Source organism: Methylobacterium sp. 285MFTsu5.1 (assembly GCF_000383455.1).
GTDB lineage: Bacteria > Pseudomonadota > Alphaproteobacteria > Rhizobiales > Beijerinckiaceae > Methylobacterium.
This window is the reverse complement of sequence record NZ_KB911306.1, coordinates 18,220-36,367: the sequence shown is the minus strand read 5'-3', so window position 1 is coordinate 36,367 and position 18,148 is coordinate 18,220. Positions and strand designations below refer to the sequence as shown.

General features: G+C 68.7%; 14 protein-coding genes and 1 pseudogene. 2 read left to right on the top strand and 13 right to left on the bottom strand.

Going from position 1 to position 18,148, the window contains the following annotated elements; genetic code table 11:
• On the bottom strand, nt 1-272 hold a 272-nt coding region (locus H288_RS33075), incomplete at its 3' end, for a transposase (RefSeq protein ID WP_043713398.1).
• Between the two features lie 130 nt (nt 273-402).
• Between H288_RS33075 and H288_RS34405 the strand changes: the two are divergent.
• Both H288_RS34405 and H288_RS33065 read left to right on the top strand, forming a co-directional pair.
• Nucleotides 403-1,342 (top strand): annotated as a pseudogene (locus H288_RS34405) (IS630 family transposase).
• A 555-nt stretch (nt 1,343-1,897) separates the two neighbouring features.
• On the top strand, nt 1,898-4,759 hold the full coding sequence (locus tag H288_RS33065; RefSeq protein WP_081636574.1) for a winged helix-turn-helix domain-containing protein: 2,862 nt from the start codon (nt 1,898-1,900) through the stop codon (nt 4,757-4,759).
• Between the two features lie 64 nt (nt 4,760-4,823).
• Here the strand turns inward: H288_RS33065 and H288_RS0129255 are convergent, their stop codons facing one another.
• The 12 genes from H288_RS0129255 to H288_RS0129205 all read right to left on the bottom strand — a co-directional run bounded on the left by H288_RS0129255 (nt 4,824) and on the right by H288_RS0129205 (nt 18,140).
• On the bottom strand, nt 4,824-5,936 hold the full coding sequence (locus H288_RS0129255) for an alkene reductase (protein WP_020096134.1): 1,113 nt from the start codon (nt 5,934-5,936) through the stop codon (nt 4,824-4,826).
• A gap of 89 nt (nt 5,937-6,025) precedes the next feature.
• Nucleotides 6,026-6,541, bottom strand: a complete 516-nt coding sequence (locus H288_RS0129250; RefSeq protein ID WP_020096133.1) for a VOC family protein — start codon at nt 6,539-6,541, stop codon at nt 6,026-6,028.
• 22 nt (nt 6,542-6,563) lie between these two features.
• Nucleotides 6,564-8,777, bottom strand: coding sequence for an aldehyde oxidoreductase molybdenum-binding subunit PaoC (gene paoC / locus H288_RS0129245; RefSeq protein ID WP_020096132.1), 2,214 nt, complete (start codon nt 8,775-8,777; stop codon nt 6,564-6,566).
• A gap of 1 nt (nt 8,778) precedes the next feature.
• Nucleotides 8,779-9,729: a xanthine dehydrogenase family protein subunit M gene (locus H288_RS0129240; protein WP_020096131.1), complete on the bottom strand. Its 951-nt coding sequence runs from the start codon at nt 9,727-9,729 to the stop codon at nt 8,779-8,781.
• The gene (paoA, locus tag H288_RS33060; RefSeq protein WP_043713390.1) at nt 9,729-10,304 is read right to left on the bottom strand and encodes an aldehyde dehydrogenase iron-sulfur subunit PaoA; all 576 of its coding nucleotides are present in this window, start codon (nt 10,302-10,304) and stop codon (nt 9,729-9,731) included. The genes H288_RS0129240 and paoA overlap by 1 nt, the downstream gene beginning before the upstream one ends.
• 101 nt (nt 10,305-10,405) lie before the next feature.
• Entirely contained in the window at nt 10,406-11,242 is an 837-nt protein-coding gene (locus tag H288_RS33055) for a VOC family protein (protein WP_051123801.1), read from the bottom strand.
• Nucleotides 11,243-11,476: 234 nt separating this feature from the next.
• Complete coding sequence (locus H288_RS36145; RefSeq protein WP_234080784.1) at nt 11,477-11,635, bottom strand: M55 family metallopeptidase; 159 nt, start codon at nt 11,633-11,635, stop codon at nt 11,477-11,479.
• Nucleotides 11,636-11,638: 3 nt separating this feature from the next.
• Entirely contained in the window at nt 11,639-12,715 is a 1,077-nt protein-coding gene (locus H288_RS0129225; protein WP_020096128.1) for a P1 family peptidase, read from the bottom strand.
• Complete coding sequence (gene gsiD, locus H288_RS0129220; RefSeq protein WP_020096127.1) at nt 12,712-13,614, bottom strand: glutathione ABC transporter permease GsiD; 903 nt, start codon at nt 13,612-13,614, stop codon at nt 12,712-12,714. Before gsiD ends, H288_RS0129225 begins: the two co-directional genes overlap by 4 nt.
• Before the next feature lie 7 nt (nt 13,615-13,621).
• Nucleotides 13,622-14,542: a glutathione ABC transporter permease GsiC gene (gene gsiC, locus H288_RS0129215; protein WP_020096126.1), complete on the bottom strand. Its 921-nt coding sequence runs from the start codon at nt 14,540-14,542 to the stop codon at nt 13,622-13,624.
• 105 nt (nt 14,543-14,647) lie between these two features.
• Nucleotides 14,648-16,195 (bottom strand): glutathione ABC transporter substrate-binding protein GsiB, encoded by a 1,548-nt coding sequence (gene gsiB / locus H288_RS0129210; protein WP_234080785.1) that lies wholly within the window; start codon nt 16,193-16,195, stop codon nt 14,648-14,650.
• 31 nt (nt 16,196-16,226) lie between these two features.
• On the bottom strand, nt 16,227-18,140 hold the full coding sequence (locus H288_RS0129205; protein WP_020096124.1) for a dipeptide ABC transporter ATP-binding protein: 1,914 nt from the start codon (nt 18,138-18,140) through the stop codon (nt 16,227-16,229).
• Nucleotides 18,141-18,148: the final 8 nt, after the last annotated feature.

The window sequence follows — 18,148 nt, the reverse complement described above, 5'->3', positions numbered from 1 at the left end:
CTGAGGATCTCGTTGGCCTGCCGGAGCTCGCGGTTCTCCCGCTCCAGCGCCTTGATCCGCTCGCGCTCATCCGTCGTCGGTCCGGCCCGCACGCCCCGGTCGCGCTCGGCCTGACGGACCCACTTGCGCAGCGTTTCGCCAGAGCAACCGATTTTGGCCGCGATCGACTGGATCGCGGCCCATTGCGAACCGTGCTCGCTCTCATGCTCCCGGGCCAGCCGGACTGCCCGCTCGCGAACCTCAGGGGAAAAGGGTGGGGTATGCTTCGTCATGGCTCCAGTCTCTCAAGAGTTGGAGCCTCCGAAAATCCCGGGGCGATTCAGTCTGAGCTGCATCGGGTGTGTGGGGTTCACGCGGCGGTGTGACGCTGATTCATGACGAGCTCCAGACAAGGAGCGAGACATGGGCCGACCCTCCAGCCAGGACCTCGGCGAACGCATCGTCGACGCGGCCGGGACGACGTAGCGTCGACAGGCGGCCGCGCTTCGGGGTCGGCGTGGCCACGGCGATCCGCTGGATGGCTGCACTGACGACGACCGGGACGGTGGCTCCCCGTCCCCGGGGCGGGCGCGCCGCTCCAAGCTCGACCCGCACGAGGCCTACCTGCGAGGTCTGATCCCCGAGAGGACCGACATCACCCTGGAGGAGATGCGCGCTCGCCTGAAGGACGAGCGCGACCTCACGGTCGGGCTCGGCACTCTGTGGGCCTTCCTCGATGCGCGCGGCTTGACCTACAAAAATGACAGCCCACGCCGCGGGGCAGGACAGCCTGGACGTGAAGGCGGCCCGCGAGGCGTGGGTTCGAGGGCCAGCCCGACCTCGACCCCACCCGCGTCGTGTTCCTCGACGAGACCTCGACCTCAACCAACATGGCGGGAACCCGCGGACGCTGCCCGCGCGGCGAGCGGCTGCGCTCTCCGGTGCCGCACGACCATTGGAAGACCACGACCTTCGTCGCGGGCCTGCGCCTGTCCGGGATCGCCGCGCCGTTCGTGCTGGACGGACCGATCAACCGCGACGCCTTCCAGACTTACGTCGCGCGTGTGCTCGTGCCCGAACTCGCCCTCGGAGACGTCGTCGTCATGGACAACCTCGGCAGCCACAAGAGGCCGGCCGGCCGCGAAGCGATCGAAGCGGCGGGCGTACGGCTGCTGTTCCTGCCGCCCTACTGCCGGACTTCAACCCGATCGAGATGGCCTTCTCCAAGCTCAAGGCGTTCCTGCGCAAGGCGGCTGAGCGCACGGTCGAAGGACTATGGGTCGCCATCGGCTGGCTCATCGACACCATCACGCCCGATGAATGCGCCAATTTCTTCGCTGCTATGGGATATAATTCAGATTAAATCGAAACGCTCTAGATGATACTAGGCCTTATCATCAAAATATTTGGGTCATTTGCCTTGCTTCTCCTAAATGGAGCCGAATGTCCGCTCTCACTTTTCCCAAGCCTCGAAGCGGACGACCTGTTTACGGCCAGCTTTTGCTCGACCCCGTACGTCCGCTCTTTTATTCTCTGCACCCGAAAGCGGAAGGACAGGAAACCACCCACCCTGGTCATCCGAGGTACAGACCAGTGGGGCTGGACTTGGCCGTAAGCGGAACGGCCGCTTCTGAACTCATTCGCTGGGAAATCGGACGGGCTCCTGGCGATCCAAGCCAGTCAACCTGATCGCCGAAAGCTCTTTCCTGATACGTCGATGTGGATGCCACCTGCCGGCATCGATCAGCCGGAGTGAAGATTTTGCAAGACCATTGCCGGAGGCATCCACCCCGACGCTTCCGCATGAGCAGACCGGACGAATGGCTGAGGCCTCCACGACATGCTAGCGGTGCTGCAACCGACAGCGTAGCAAGGCCATCTCTCCGGGATCGAACGGGAGTGCGATAGCGACAGCTGCATGGATACGCGGGAAGGCAGAGCCGTTCGCTACATCTTCGACGATTTCGTATTGAGCCCGTCCGAGCAGCGGCTTTGGCGAGCCGAAAAAGTCGTAAGGCTCGGGGGACGACCTTTGGAAATTCTGACCGCGCTCGTCGAACGCGCAGGTCAGGTCGTAAGCAAGGCGGATCTCCACAAGCGCGCATGGCCGCGAACGACGGTTGATGAGTCCAATTTGAAGGTCAACATCGCGGCGATCCGGCGCGCACTCGAAGGAGCGGAACCGGAGAAGCGCTTCATCGCGACGGTGAGCGGACAAGGGTACCGCTTCGTCGCGCCCGTCGACGTCATGTCCTGGCCGATTTCGGCAGCAGCGCGGCGCCATAACCTTCCGAAACCGACGGACCTGCTCGGCCGATCCGAGGATCTCGCGGTGATCGCGACGAAGGTGCTGCAGCGACCGCTGGTCACGATCACGGGTCTCGGCGGCGTCGGCAAAACCAGCCTGGCCGTGACGGTGGGGCACGCTCTCGTCGGGCAGTTCCCGGACGGGGTCTGGATGGTCGATCTGTGCGTCATCGACAGCGACCGCTATCTCGCGAGCGCGTTCGCTCAGGAAATGCGCATCGCAATCCATGCAGACGATCCACAGGCTGCACTGGCGACTGCCCTGGCGGATCGGCAGTGCCTGCTCGTCCTCGATTGTTGTGAGAACGCCCTCGATCAGGCGGCCCGGCTGGCCACCATGCTCGCGACCGCCGCGCCCGGAACTCACGTATTGGCCACGAGCCGGGAGCCGCTCCGGATGGCGCACGAGACCGTGCATCGCCTCCAACCCCTGCCGGCTCCGACAGCGTTCGGGACGCTCAACGCGAAGGATGTTCTGACTTTCCCGGCCGTGGCGCTGTTCGTCGCGCGCGCCTCGGCCGCTGCTCCAGACTTCAGCCTCGAGGACGACGATGCGTGGGCCGTCGTCGAGATCTGTCGCCGCCTCGACGGGTTGCCGCTGGCGCTGGAACTTGCCGCGACGCGGGTCGGGGCGTTTGGACTTCGCGGCCTCCTCCGTCTGCTGAACGAGCGCCTGGACCTTCTGGACGACGGCCGACGGGCAGGTCATCCCCGGCACCGTGGCCTGACCGCGACCTTGGACTGGAGCTACGGACTGCTGTCGCAGGGAGAGCAGACCCTGTTTCGACGGCTGTCCGTCTTTCACGGCGTCTTCCCGCTCGACGCCGCGCTCGCGATCGGCCGTTCTGCTGGGGAGGCCGAGCATGCGTGCATCGGCCACTTGGCCGATCTCGTCGCCAAGTCGCTGATTGTCGCTATTCCTGGGTGGTCGGCCCGGTACCAGCTTCTCGACACGACGCGGGCCTACGGATTGCAGCGCCTCGCCGAGAGTGGCGAGGATGATGCGGTCCGTCGGCGGCACGCGGAGTTTTGTGTCGCGCAATGTCGCGACGTCTCGGCGCGCAGGAGCGCGAAGGCGGCATCCGACCCGCGCGAGGAGTTGGTCGCGCTCGTCCAAAACGTCCGCGCCGCACTCGACTGGTGCCTAACCGACCGGCGCGATCCCGTCCTCGGTCGAACGCTGGCAGCCGAGGCGCTCGTGGTGTGGGACACGCTCGCGCTGCTCCAGGAACGGATCGAGGCGAGCGAGTGGGCGCTCGCGTCGGCCGCCCCCGCCGACGGTCCGGAAGACCGGTACGAGATCACGCTGCGGGCGTCGCTCGCTGCGGCCCTGCTGCAGGTCGAGGGTCCGACGGCGCGGATTGCGGAGTTGTGGAGCGGGGCGCTCGCCCGCGCCGAACGGCTGTCCGACCGCGATGGCCAGTTGCGGGCGCTCTGGGGCTTGTGCGACTTCCAGACCTGGGTTGGGGACCACGGCGCCTCGTTCGCCCTGACGGAGCGCATCAGGACGCTGGCGGCCGCCAGCGGCGATCGCGCGGCCGGCGCGGCCGTCGACAGGCCCGCCGCCACCGCGCTCCGCTATCTCGGCCGTCTCGACGAGGCTCGCGAGGCAGCGGAGCGCCTGCTGGCCCGTGCGGCCCGCCGTGACAGTCCCGGCCGGCGGCTGGAGGATCACGGCTTGATCGCGGCACGCGGCACCCTCGCGAACGTCCTGTGGCTCCAGGGACGGCCGGATCACGCCGTCGCGGCGGCGCGGCGCGCGCTCGTCGAGGCCGAAGCCAACGGCCAGGCCTTCGCCCTTACGAATGCCTTGGCGCACACGGTGATCCCGATTGCGCTCCATGGCGGCGATCTCGACGAAGCCGAGCGCGGCCTCGCCCGCCTCGGGGACCACGTCGCGCGTCACGCCATGCGCATCTGGCAGGTCATCGCCGATTGCCTCGAAGCGATCGTGAGCCTCAGCCGGGGCGATGCGGGCGGGCTGCACCGCCTCGAGGATGCCCTCGTCGAGATGGGGGAGATCGGCTTCCGGATGCGGCGTCCGGCCTATCTCGGCTCGCTGGCGTCCGGCCTCGCGGCGCATGGCCACCTTCCGGACGCGCTCGCTCGCATCGACGACGCGCTCGCCGCCTCCGAGCACGGCGGCGAACTCTGGTGCCAGCCGGAACTGCTGCGCATCAAGGGCGAGATCCTCCTCGCCTCCACCGGCGTCGCCGGCGAGGCGGACGCGGCGCGGCACTTCCTGCAAGCGATCGATCTGGCCGGCAGCCAGGGAGCGGCGATATGGCGCCTACGGGCCGCGACGAGCCTCGCCGCGCTGGATGACCGGTATGGTGGCCCGGCAGCCCTCGCCGCCGTCCTCGGCGGCTTCGACGAAGGGCTCAACACGCCCGATCTCAGGGCTGCGCGGGCGCGCCGTGCTGGTCGGGGGGGACTTGGCAGCGATGCGGGCCGGCCGGTCTCCCTGGCCTGACGCCGCCGCCCATGAGCCGATGTGCGGCGAGGGCAGCGGATCGGCGCTCAACAGGCTCTCTCCTTTATGCGTTCCCTGAAACGTCCAAGGTCGGATAATCGGTATAACCCTCGGCTCCCCCGCCATAGAACGTCGCCTGATCGGCCTCCGCGAGAGGGGCGTTGCGGCGCAGCCGCTCGACCAAATCGGGATTCCCGATGAAGGAGCGACCGAAGGCGATCATGTCGGCGTAGCCGGAGGCGATCGCCTCGATGGCGAGCTGCCGGTCGTAGCCGTTATTGGCGATGTAGGCCCCACCGAAAGCGGCGTGCAGCGCCTTGTAGTCGAACGCGGACGACCCGTTCGGCCCGCGCGTCTGCCCCTCGACGCAGTGGAGATAGGCCAGTCCCAGCTCCCCAAGCCTCCGAGCGAGATAGCCGTAGGTTGCCTGCGGGTCGCTGTCGAGCGGGGTATCACCGACAGCCCGCGTCATCGGCGAGAGCCTCAGGCCGACGCGGTCGGCACCCCACACCTCCGCGACCGCCTCTACGACCTCAACGGCAAGCCGCGTGCGGTTCTCGACCGAGCCGCCGTAGCGATCTGTCCTCCGGTTCGTGCTGTCGCGGATGAATTGATCGAGCAGGTAGCAGTTCGCGGAATGCACCTCGATCCCGTCGAAGCCCGCCTGCATGGCGAGGAACGCGGCGCGCCGATAGTCGCCGATCAGATCGGGAATCTCGTCAGTTCGGAGCGCGCGCGGCATGGATGGAGGTGCCTGCGTGCGGCTCTCGAGGAAGACGAGCTCACCGGCCTGGATGGCCGAAGCCGACACGGGCGCCTCGCCATTCTCCTGGAGGCTGACATGCGACATGCGCCCGACATGCCAGAGCTGGCAGACGATCCGGCCGCCTGCCTCGTGCACGGCCGAGGTCACACGCGACCATGCCTCGGCCTGCACCTCCGTGTAGATGCCCGGCGTGAAGGCATAGCCCCGGCCCTGCCGTGAGATGTTGGTCGCCTCGGTGATGATGAGGCCGGCCGATGCGCGCTGCCGATAGTACGCGACGGCGAGATCCGAATGGACGCCGTCCATGCCGGCACGCGAGCGCGTGAGCGGTGCCATGGCGACGCGGTTGGCGACGTCGATGGCACCGATCTTCGTTGGAGAAAACAGATCACGATCTGCGGTCGTCGGCATGTGCGGGATCTCTCCTTGCCTCACAGGTTGCAGACGCGCGCGTTGCCCGGCATTGGGAATCCGACCGCTGCGTTTGCAAGTCTCGCCTCTCACTCCGCCCGGGCGGCCGTCGCGCTCCGGTTGGCGTACATGAGCTCCGTCGAGTGCGAGTAGATCTCGATCAGGTTGCCCCAGGGATCCTCGCAGTAGACCGCCTTGAACGGCTCTCCCTCGAACAGTGTCCAGACCTTCGAGCGCTGCTTGCCGCCCATCTCGGCGATCCGCCGCGCGAGGCCCTCGACGTCGGGGTCGACCAAGCAGAAGTGGAACACGCCGGTCTTCCAGTAGCGGAAGTTGTCGTCGACGGCTTCCGACTTCGGTGTGACGAACTCGAAGAGTTCGATCCCCACCCCGTTCGCGGTGGCGAGGTGGGACACGTATCCCTCCTCGAACCGATCACCGAAGATCCCCTTGAACACCTCGCCGATATGCGAGCCGTCGTGCCTGACGTGCAGGGGCCCGATGATGTGCCGGCAGCTGAAGGCCTTGGTGTACCACTCGGTCGCTGCGCGGATGTCGGTGACGGTCAGGCCGACATGCGTCACGGGAACGGGATGATAGGCCATCTCTCTCTCCGCAGGTGAAGAATCAGGCCGCGCGCGGCAGCCGGTCGAGCAGCTTGTCGAGGGTGATGGGATAGTCGCGGACGCGGATGCCGGTGGCGTTGTAGACGGCGTTCGCCACCGCCGCGGCCGCCCCGCACAAGCCGATCTCGCCGATGCCCTTGGCCTTCATCGGGGACGAGACCGGGTCCGGATGGTCGAGGAAGACGACGTCGAGGTGCGGGATGTCGGCATGGACCGGCACCTCGTAGCCGCCGAGGTCGTGGTTGATGAAGAAGCCGTGGCGCGTGTCGACGACGAGCGCCTCCATGAGCGCCGACCCTACCCCCATCGTCATGGCGCCGATCACCTGGCTTCGCGCCGTGAGCGGATTGAGCACCCGGCCGGCATCGATGACCGCGAGCATGCGGCGGACGCGCATCTCCCCGGTGAACCGGTTCACGGCGACTTCGGCGAACTGCGCCCCGAAGGTGGCCTGGACGAACTCCTTGTCGAGGTCGCCGTAGGTGATCCGGTCCTCGGCGGTCAGTGGTCCGGTCTCAACGGCGTCGCGGAGAGGTACGCTCCGACTGCCAGCCGTGACCCTCCCGTCCGCGAACGCCACATCCTCGGCATTGAAGCCGAGCCGCGCCGCGACGCTCGCCCGCAGCGCCACGCAAGCGGCGTAGAGCCCGGACGTGGCGTTGTTCGCGCCGAACTGTCCGCCGGACCCGGCGGCTTCGGGGTAGTCCGAGTCGCCGAGCCGCACCGTCACGGCCTCGATCGGCACACCCATCATCTCGGCAGCCGTCTGGGCGAGGATGGTGTAGCTGCCGGTCCCGATATCGGTCATGTCGGTCTCGACCGACAGCCGGCCATCCTGCTCGAGCCGGACGCGGGCACCGGACGGCATCAGGAGGTTCTGGCGAAAGCCCGCCGCCATGCCCATGCCGACGAGCCAGCACCCATCGCCCACAGCGCCGGGCACCGGGTTGCGGCGCGCCCAGCCGAAGCGGTCCGCGCCGAGTTGGAGGCACTCGATCAGGTGCCGCTCCGAGAACTGCCGGTGCGGCTTGCGCGGATCGACCTGCGTGTCGTTCCGAATCCGGAAGGCGACGGGATCGATGCCTAGCTTCTCGGCCATCTCGTCCATCGCGATCTCGAGCGCCATCAGGCCCGGGGCCTCACCCGGAGCCCGCATGTCGTTGCCCTCGGCGAGATCGAGGGTCGCGAGCCTCATGGACAGCTCGCGGTTCGGGGCCGCGTAGATGAGCCGTGTCGGCGCGATCGCCGCCTCCGCGTAGGCGCCGGACAGATTTCCGTTGAGGCTGTGGTGGCCGATCGCTGTGAGCCGCCCGTCATGAGTCGCACCGAGACGGATGCGCTGGATCGTGCCGGCGCGGCGCGTGCCGTTATTCGCGATCAGCGGACGCTGCAGCGCGACCTTGCACGGGCGTCCGACGGCTCTGGCGCCGAGGGCCGAGAGGAGCGCGTCGCTCCGCATTATGAGCTTCGATCCGAACCCGCCGCCGATGAACGGCGCGTCCAGCCGCAGATCCTCCTTCGCGATGCCAAGCGCCTGCGCGAGGCTGTTGCGGTGCCAGGAAACGACCTGCGCCGAAGTCCAGATCGTCAGCTTGCCGTCGCGCCACGCGGCCGTGGTGGCGTGCGGCTCCATCATCGCATGAGTCTGGTCGGGGGTGGTGTAGATCTCGTCCAGGATCACGGGAGCGGCGGCGAGCGCTTCCTCGAACGCCCCGATCCGATCGACCACGGGGTAGTCCGGATTGTCGCGATCCGCGATCGGCTCGGCCTTGCCAGCCTCCGCCGCCAAATCGCAGCGCGCCGGCTCGGCTTCGTAGTCGACGCGGACGAGGTGGGCGGCCGCGCGCGCCTCCTCGAAGGTCTCTGCCACGACGAGCGCGACGGCTTGATGATAGTGGCGTACCTCGGCACCGCCGAACAGGTGGAGGGTCGTCCGGAACCCCGGCGGGGCGGAGTCGTGCTCGAGCGTCGTCAGGATCGCGAGGACGCCCGAAGCCCTTCGTGCGGCCGCGGCGTCGATCCGCGTCACCCGACCGCGGGCGATCGTGGCGCCGACGATCCAGCCATAGGCAGGATCGGTCGCCGCATCGTGCCGCTCGTAGGCGTAAGGCGCCGTCCCGGTGACCTTCAGGGCGCCGTCGACGCGCCGATGGGGCTGCCCGACGATGGTCTGACCGTCGATGGAGTTCTGCCCGGCAGGCGTGTCGAACCGCATGTCACACCCTCCCTTCGCTCAGCACCAGTGCGAGCGCGCGCTCGGCGAGCGGGATCTTGAAGGCGTTCCCGGCCGTGGGCGTCGCGCCCTGGAAGGCCGCCGTGACGACGGCTGCCGGTCCACCCGGCAGGAGCGCCTCCGCATCCTCCACCCGCCACGGTCGCGGTGCGACGCCGCCGAATGCGACCCGCCCCGTCCCGTCCTTGTGCAGGACGACTGCGACTGACACGATCGCGAAGGCGTAGGAGGCCCGGTCGCGGACCTTGTGATAGTGGTGCGTCCCGCCCGGCGGTCGCGGGAGCGTCACGGCGGTGACGAGCTCGCCCGGTTCGAGCGGGTGCTCGATCTCCGGCCGGTCGCCCGGCAGCAGATGAAAATCGCCGATCGCGATCCGGCGCTGCGACCCGTCGGGCCTGACGGTCTCGACGGTTGCGTCGAGGACACGCAGCGCCACGGCCATGTCGCCCGGGTTCTGAGCGATGCAATGCGGGCTCGTGCCCACGACGGCGAGCGAGCGGGTGACGCCCCCGAGGGCCGAGCAGCCCGAGCCCGGCTGGCGCTTGTTGCACGGCAGGGACGTCTCGTAGAAGTACGGGCAGCGATTGCGCTGCAGCAGGTTGCCGGCGGTCGTCGCCTTGTTGCGCAGCTGCCCCGTGGCGCCGGCCACGATCGCCCGCGCGAGGACGCCGTAATCGCGCTTCACGCGCGGGTGGGCGGCAACCTCGGTGTTGGTGGCGAGCGCACCGATGCGCAGACCGCCGTCCGGCAGATCCTCGATGGCCTTCAGGGGCAAATGCCGGATGTCGACGAGATGGGCCGGCGCCTCGATCTGGAACTTCATCAGGTCGAGCAGGTTCGTACCGCCCGCGATGAACCGAGCGCCTGGCCGGGCGGCGACGGCCGCCACGGCCGCTTCGGCGCTCGCGACGCGCTCGTAGCTGAAGGGCCGCATCAGGGCCTCCCCGCGACGTCCGCCACGGCATCGGCGATGTTGGAGTAGGCGCCGCATCGGCAGATGTTGCCGCTCATGCGCTCGCGCAGTTCGCCATTGTCCAGCGTCATCGGTGCCATGAGGTCGCCGGTGGCGTAGCTCGGCACGCCCGCCCTGATCTCGGCGAGGACAGCCACCGCGGAGCAGATCTGGCCCGGCGTGCAGTAGCCGCACTGGAAGGCGTCGTGCGCGATGAACGCCGCCTGCATGGGATGAAGCCGGTCCGGCCGGCCCAATCCCTCGATCGTCGTCACCGCGTCCCCGTCGTGCATGGCCGCGAGGCTGAGGCATGCGTTGATGCGAATCCCATTCACCAGCACCGTGCAGGCACCGCAATGGCCGTGGTCGCACCCCTTCTTGGTGCCCGTGAGGTGCAGGTGCTCGCGCAGGGCGTCGAGCAGCGTCACGCGGCTGTCGAGATCGAGACGCCGCCGTTCGCCGTTGACCGTGAGCGAGAGGGAAAGCGAACCGGATGCCTCCGGAGCGTGCTGATCGACCGCCCTTTGATCGACCTCATGTGGCCTGGGAGGACTCATCGGGTATCCCTTCCTCGTCGATCCAAACTGGCGCGATGGCCGTTCCGCACGGCCGAAGCGCCGAAATCAGGCTCTCGTCTCCCCTCTTCGGCCACCTCACCTCAGCCCCGGTTCGTCGCCGCCCGGCGCGCCTCGGCGGCGTCAGCAAACGTCTTTTTTACGGGACCGAGCACTTGGACGAATTCGAGCTGCTCGCCCTCGGGCCCCTTGCAGTAGATGATCGACCAGCCGTTCGACGGACCCTCGTGGATCTTGATCGTATTGGTATCCCTCGGCGCCGCGCGGCGCTGCTCCTCGGAGTGCACGGGTACGGTGCGGTTCGCCCTGACCTGCGTCATGCCGCGGCGGGCGCACTCGGCCTCGAGATCAGCGATGTACTTGTCGAAGTTCACGTCATCGCGGACGTAGAAGCAGATGTGCATCGAGCGCGGGTAGGCCGGGCTCATGTGGTCGCGCGGCTCGGCCCAGCTGTCGCCGCCGCCCATCGGCTGCGTGGCGTCGCGATACTGCAGGAGTTCGATGACGACGTTCTCGAACTGGACGAAGCGGACATCGAGCCGCTGGGAGCCACCCTTCAGGTCCGGGACGCCGATGGTGCGAGGATCGACGCGGCGCTCGCGGGCAACGATCTCTTGATCGGCCATCAGCGTGAAATGGACCGGCTCCCCCTTGAAATCGCCATCACGCATGACCTCGGTGCCGCCGAGTACCTCGGTGTAGAAGGCGAAAGCCCGGTCCATGTTCTGGACCGTGACGCCGAAATGCTGCACGCCTTGCAGGCGCGCGCCGAGTGGACCATCGTCACGTCCGCCCAGTCGCCCAGTCTGCGCGGAGGCAGTAGTTGCTCCGAGAAGGCCCACGGCTGCAGCGGCACCGGCAACCTGAAGGACTTCACGGCGAATGTGTCCGCCATGCCCGTCGTTGCTTTGATGGTTCATAACGATACACCGGCTCGAGGTTCTCAGCCCAGAGCTATACTAATGTCGCGAGCGATGTGCAGGTAAAAAAAGGTTAAATTCGACAAGGCGCCGGCTCTCTGATGGGGCGGCGCGCAGCACCGAAGGTCTGCTTCTTGGCTAATGACCGAGTGCAGGTTGTGGTGAAACTGGAATGCGCAAGTTGAGCTGCTATAAAGTCCGCTTCGAAGAAGCGGGCCCGGAAACGCGGACGGGCTAATACCGGCCCAGCCCGGCTGCCTGGCAACGTTCACGTCGGCCTCGAGAGCGGTCATCAGCAGCCGCGCGCTCGTATTCGGGTTTGCCCGGTGTCGTCTGGACGCGGTGATAGATCCCGGCGACGCCCTCGATATTCGTCGAGATCGGGACGCGCATCGCTCAGACTCCGAGGATATCGGCCCAGCCGGGCAGGAGATCGGTCAGGGCGTCCCGCCGGTGGCCGTCGCGGCCCGTGACCGCCTCGGCCCGCCAAAGGGCGTGGACGATCGCTTGCTCGATCCCGTCCGCGGCGGCCTCGAACAGCGGGTCGAGCTCCGCGTCGTGCAGCAGGGCGGGCGCCGGCATCGGGCGGCCGGGATCCTGCGGCACCGTGTAGGCGGTCGAGAAGGCGAGCGCGATATCGCCGCTGCCGTGGCCGAACACCGAGCCGGTCCGGGCGAGGCCTGCCCCGGCCCGCAGGGCGAGGCGGCGGAGCTGACGCGCGTCGAGGGGCGCGTCGGTGGCGACGATCATGATGATCGAGCCCTTCTCCGGCGGTTCGGTGCCGGATTCCGGCTCCCCGGCGGCCGCCCGGAGCTGAGCGGCGAGCGGCACGCCGCGGACCCGAATCTGGGACGGCTTGCCGAAATTCGACAGGACGAGCGAGCCCAGCGTGAACCGGCCCCGCGCGCGCGCGCGGACGCGCCGGGAGGCGGTGCCGATGCCGCCCTTGAGCCCGAAGCTCGACATCCCGCGCCCGGCCCCGACCGACCCTTCCGCGACGGCGGCGCCCGCCGCGTCCAGGGCGTCGCGATAATGGGACGCCTCAACCGCCATCCGCTGAAGGTCGTTGAGGTAGCCGTCGTTGCACTCGAAGACGAGCGGGTTGAGCGTCGGCAGCGCGCGCCCGATTTCCGGATTGTCGGCGATCGCGGCGCGGATCTGGGCGGCGACCACCGCCGGCACCGCGAAGGTGTTGGTCAGGGCGATCGGCGTCTCCAGCACACCGAGTTCCTCGACCTGCATCAGGCCGACGGACTTGCCGAAGCCGTTCAGCACGACGCCGGCCGCCGGAACGCGGTCCCGGTATGTATCGCCGCCGTGCGGCCGCACGACTGTAACGCCAGTCTGAACGTCGCCCTCGGCCAGCGTGCAATGGCCGACCGTCACGCCCGGGACGTCGGTGATGGCGTCGCGCGGACCCCGCGGCAGGCGGCCGACGCGGGGCGCGGGGCGCGGGGGGGCGGCCGGCGTCACAGGCGGTCGATCTTCGGGTCGAGGGCGTCCCGGAGGCCGTCCCCGAGGAGATTGAAGGCCAGCACCGTGAAGAAGATCGCGAGGCTCGGGAACAGCGCGACGTGCGGCGCCGAGACCATGTCGGCGCGGGCCTCGTTCAGCATGGCGCCCCATTCGGGCGTCGGCGGCTGCGCGCCCATGCCGAGGAAGGACAGGCTCGCGGCCGTGATGATCGAGGTGCCCAGCCGCATGGTGAAGTAGACCACGATGCCCGAGATCGTGCCCGGCAGGATGTGGCGCAGGATGATCGTCCGGTCCGGAGCGCCGATGCTCCGCGCGGCCTCGATGTAGGTGCTGTTCTTCAGGACCAGGGTCGTGCCGCGAACGAGGCGCGCGAAGGCCGGGACGCTGAAGACCGACACCGCCACCACGACGTTGACGAGCCCCGAGCCCAGGATGGCGACGACGCCGAGCGCCAGCAGGATGCCCGGGAAGGCGAACAGCACGTCGGACATGCGCATGACGATCCGGTCCCACCAGCCGCCGTAGTAGCCCGCCAGGAGACCGAGCACGGTCCCGACGAGCCCGCCGACGGCGACCGAGAGGAAGCCGGTCGCCAGGGAGATCCGCGCGCCCTCGACGATGCGGCTCAGGATGTCGCGCCCGAGGGGATCGACGCCGAGCCAGTGCGCGAGCGACGGGCCCTCGTTGATCCGGTCGTAGTCGAAGTCGTTGACCGGGTCGTAGGGCACGATCCACGGCGCCAGCACGGCGACCACGACCAGCAGGCCGATGAAGCCCAGGGCGAGGACGGCGACGCGCTGGCGCCGGAACTTGCGCCAGAATTCCGACCACGGCGTCCGGATGCCGGTGGGGACGGGCGCGACGGTGGGAGCGGCGGGGACGAGGATATCGGTCACGGCCGGCTCACCTGTAGCGGATGGTCGGGTTGATGAGGCCGTAGAGCACGTCCACGATCAGGTTGATCAGGATGAACTCCAGCGAGAACAGCAGGACCAGGGCCTGGATCACCGGGTAGTCGCGCTGGTTCACGGCATCGACGAGCAGACGGCCCATGCCGGGCCAGTTGAACACCGCCTCGACGACGATCGAGCCGCCGAGCAGGAAGCCGAACTGCAGGCCCATCATGGTCACGACCGGGATCAGAGCGTTGCGCAGGCAGTGCTTGGCGATCACGACGCGCTCCTTGAGCCCCTTGGCGCGGGCGGTGCGCACGAAATCCTCGCCGATGACCTCCACGAAGGCCGCGCGGGTGAAGCGGGCCATCACGGCGGCCACGGCCGCGCCGAGCGTCAGCGACGGCAGCACGTAGTGCCGCCACGTGTCGGCGCCGACGGTCGGCAGCCAGCCGAGCTCGACCGAGAAGATCTGCATCAGGAGGATGCCGAGTGCGAAGGCGGGGAACGAGATGCCGGACACGGCGAGCGTCATCCCGAACCGGTCGGGCCATTCGTTGCGGTAGACCGCCGAGACTATGCCGATGATCAGCCCGAAGGCGACCGCCCAGGCCATGCTGGTGAGGGTGAGCAGGAGGGTCGGCAGGAAGCGCTCGCCGATCTCGGTCGAGACCGGGCGGCGGGTGCGGATCGAGACGCCGAGATCGCCGCGGGCGAGGTTGGCGAAGTAGCGCACGAACTGTTCCGGCAGGGGCCGGTCGAGGCCGAGCTCTGTGCGTACCAGGGCCACCGTCTGGGCGTCGGCATCCTGCCCGGCCGCCAGCCGCGCCGGATCGCCGGGAAGCAGGTGGACGAACAGGAAGACGAGGACCGAGACGATCAGCAGCGTCGGCAGCAGCCCGAGGAGCCGCTTGAGCAGGAAGGTCAGCATAGGCTCGCGCCCGCGATCCGAGGTTTGCGTGAAGCGATCGCGCGGGACGTCCGCGCCGGGCCGGCCATCGTCCGGGCCGCTCGGCGCGGGGTCCGCTGGCGGCGGCTAGGGAGCGACGGCGATCTCGCCGGAATCGATGTTGCCGTCGGGCATGACGTAGACGCCGGAGAGCCGCGCGGAGGTCGCGTAGAGGTTCTGCTCGGTGACGAGCGGCGCCCAGGGGGCGTCCTTCATCACGATCTCCTGCGCCTTGGCGTAGAGCTCGGCGCGCTCCGCGTCGTTCGTCGAGACCAGCGCCTTGGCGAGAAGGGCGTCGAACTCGGCGTTGCTGTAGTAGGCGGTGTTGTTGAGCTTGGGCGGCCACGCCTCCGTCGCGAGCAGCGGCCGCAGGCCCCAGTCTGCCTCACCGGTCGAGGACGACCAGCCGGCATAGTAGAGGCGGACGCGGGCGGTCTTCGGATCGGGGGCGGTCTGCACCCACTCGGTGCGCTGGCCGGGCTCCAGCGCCAGGGTCTGCACCTTGATGCCGACCTGGCCGAGCTGCTGTTGGAGGAACTGGATCGCCTTCTGGGCGGTGGTGGTGGTGTAGGCGCTCCAGAGGGTCGCCTCGAAGCCGTTGGCGTAGCCGGCCTCCTTGAGGAGCTGGCGCGCCTTGGCCGGGTCGTAGGGCCAGGGATCCATCTTGTGGGCGTAGCGCACGCCCTGCGGGACGATGCCCTGCGCCGGGAAGGCGTAGCCCGAGAAGGCGACCTTGGCCAACGCCTCCTTGTTGATCGCGTAGTTGATCGCTTGGCGGACGCGCAGGTCGTCGAACGGCTTCTGAAGCACGTTCATGCTGAGATACCGCTCGATGATCGAGGCGTGCACCTCGATCTTCAGCTTCTTGCTGGCTTCGAGCATCTTGGCCTGCTCGTAGGGCAGCGGGAAGGCGAAATCGGCCTCGCCGGTCTGCAGCATGGCGGCGCGGGTGCCGTTCTCGGGCACCGGCTTCCACGTGATGGTGTCGACCTTCGGGAAGCCGGCCTGCCAGTAATCGGCGAACTTGGCGCCCTTGACGTAGTCGGTCTGCTTCCAGTCGACGAAGGTGAACGGCCCGGTTCCGACCGGGTGGAAGGCGATGTCCTTGCCGTACTTCTTCAGGGCCGTGGGCGAGATGATCGCCGCCGAGGCGTGGGCCAGCGAGTTGATGAACGGCCCGAAGGGCTCCTTCAGGGTGATGCGCAGGCTCGTGGGCGAGAGCACCTCGATCGTCTTGATGCGGTTGAACTGGTTGTACCGCGCGAGGTGGTTCTCAGGGTCGAGGACGCGGTCGAGGTTGGCCTTCACCGCGGCGGCGTCGAACGTCGTGCCGTCGTGGAATTTGACGCCCTCGCGCAGCTTGAACGTGTAGACGAGGCCGTCGGGCGAGGTCTCGTAGCTCTCGGCCAGGACGTTGCGGACCTTGAGATCCTTGTCGAAGCCGAAGAGGCCCTCGTAGAACGACTTGGTGACGGCGGTCGTGAGCGTCGTGTTGGTGTTGTACGGGTCGAGGGTCTCGGGTTGGCCGCTGATCGCCAGGATCGGGTCGCCCGCGGCGGCGGCGGGCGCGGCCGCCACGGCGAGCAGGCCGGCGGCGAGGAGGAAGCGCTCGAACATGGTCAGACCTCGGGGCATGGGACGATCCTGCTGGCGGGGATAGGCGGTGTCAGGCGGCAAGGCCGCCGACCGTGTGGCGGGCGACGAGGTGGCCGGGGCCGATCTCGACGAGGGGCGCGACCTGCGGCTCGTCGCCAAGCGCCCGGACCGGGCTCGGGATCTCGTCGGTCAGGAGCCGGCGGGCGCGCAGGTGCCGGCGGGCCGGGTCGGCGACCGGAACCGCCGCCATCAGCTTGCGGGTGTAGGGGTGCTGCGGGTTCTCGAAGATCGCCCGGCGCGGGCCGATCTCGACGATCTGGCCGAGATACATCACCGCGACGCGGTGGCTGATCCGCTCGACCACCGCCATGTCGTGGCTGATGAAAAGGTAGGCGAGGCCGAACTCCCGCTGGAGGTCGAGCATCAGGTTCACGATCTGCGCCTGGATCGACACGTCGAGGGCCGACACCGCCTCGTCCGCGACGATGACCTTCGGGTTCAGGGCGAGGGCCCGGGCGATGGCGATGCGCTGCCGTTGGCCGCCCGAGAACTCGTGCGGGTAGCGCTGGGCCTGGTCGGGGGTCAGCCCGACGCGCTCGAGCAGCCACGCCACCCGCGCCTCGGCCTCCCGGCGCGTCGCGATCCCGTGGACCAGCAGCGGCTCCATGATCGAGAAGCCGACGGTCAGGCGGGGATCGAGGGAGGCGTAGGGGTCCTGGAAGATGAACTGGATGTTGCGCCGCAGGCCGCGCAACTGCCCGGGGGGCAGGTCGCGGATGTTGCCGCCGTCGAACTCGATCAGGCCGCTCTGGCTCTCCACGAGGCGCAGGAGCGAGCGGCCGGTCGTCGACTTGCCGCAGCCGGATTCGCCGACGAGGGCCAGGGTCTCGCCGGGATGGAGATCGAAGCTGACGCGCTCCACCGCGTGGACGCGGCGGCGCACGCGGTTGAGCAGGCCGCCGCGGATGTCGAACCGGGTGACGAGGTCGCGCACCCGCAGGATCGGCCCGGCGCCGGTGCGCACGGTGTCGTGGGATTCGTCGACCGGGGCGGACGCACCCTGCCCCGCCGGGTGTTCCCGGGCCTCGGCCCGCAGCAGGTCGAACTTCCGCGGCAGGTCGCTGCCCGCCATGGCGCCGAGACGGGGAACGGCGGCGAGCAGCGCCCGGGTGTAGGCGTGGCGCGGCGCGGTGAAGAGCGCGGGCGCCGCCCCCTCCTCCACCTTGTCGCCGCGGTACATGACCAGCACGCGGTCGGCGATCTCGGCCACGACGCCCATGTCGTGAGTGATGAAGACGACGCCCATCTTCATCTCGGCCTGGAGGCTGCGGATCAGTTCGAGGATCTGCGCCTGGATCGTGACGTCGAGGGCCGTGGTCGGCTCATCGGCGATGAGCAACTGCGGCTTGCAGGACAGGGCCATGGCGATCATCACGCGCTGGCGCATGCCGCCGGAGAGCTGGTGCGGGTAGCGCGTGAGGACGTTGCGCGCCTCGGGGATGCGCACGAGGTCGAGCATCCGCAGGGCCTCGGCCCGGGAGGCTGAGGCGCTCTTCCCCTGGTGGACGCGGATCGATTCCGCGATCTGGTCCCCGGCGGTGAAGACCGGGTTCAGGGAGGTCATCGGCTCCTGGAAGATCATCGCGATCTCGGCGCCACGGATCGCCCGCATCTTGGCGTTCGGGGCGGCGGCGAGATCGAGCACCTCGCCCGAGCCGCGCCGGAACAGCATCTGCCCGGCCGCGATCCGGCCGCCGCCGTGCTCCACGAGGCGCATCAGGCTGAGCGAGGTCACGGACTTGCCGGACCCGGACTCGCCGACGATCGCCATGGTCTCGCCGGCGTCGACGTGGAACGCGAGGTCGCGGACCGCCTCCACGACCCGCTCGGAGTTCGCAAAGCGGACGGTAAGGCCGGTGACGGAGACGACCCGTCCGTCGGGCAGAGCGGCAGGAGAGGCGGTCCCGGCTGCGATGGTCGGCATGGCGGATC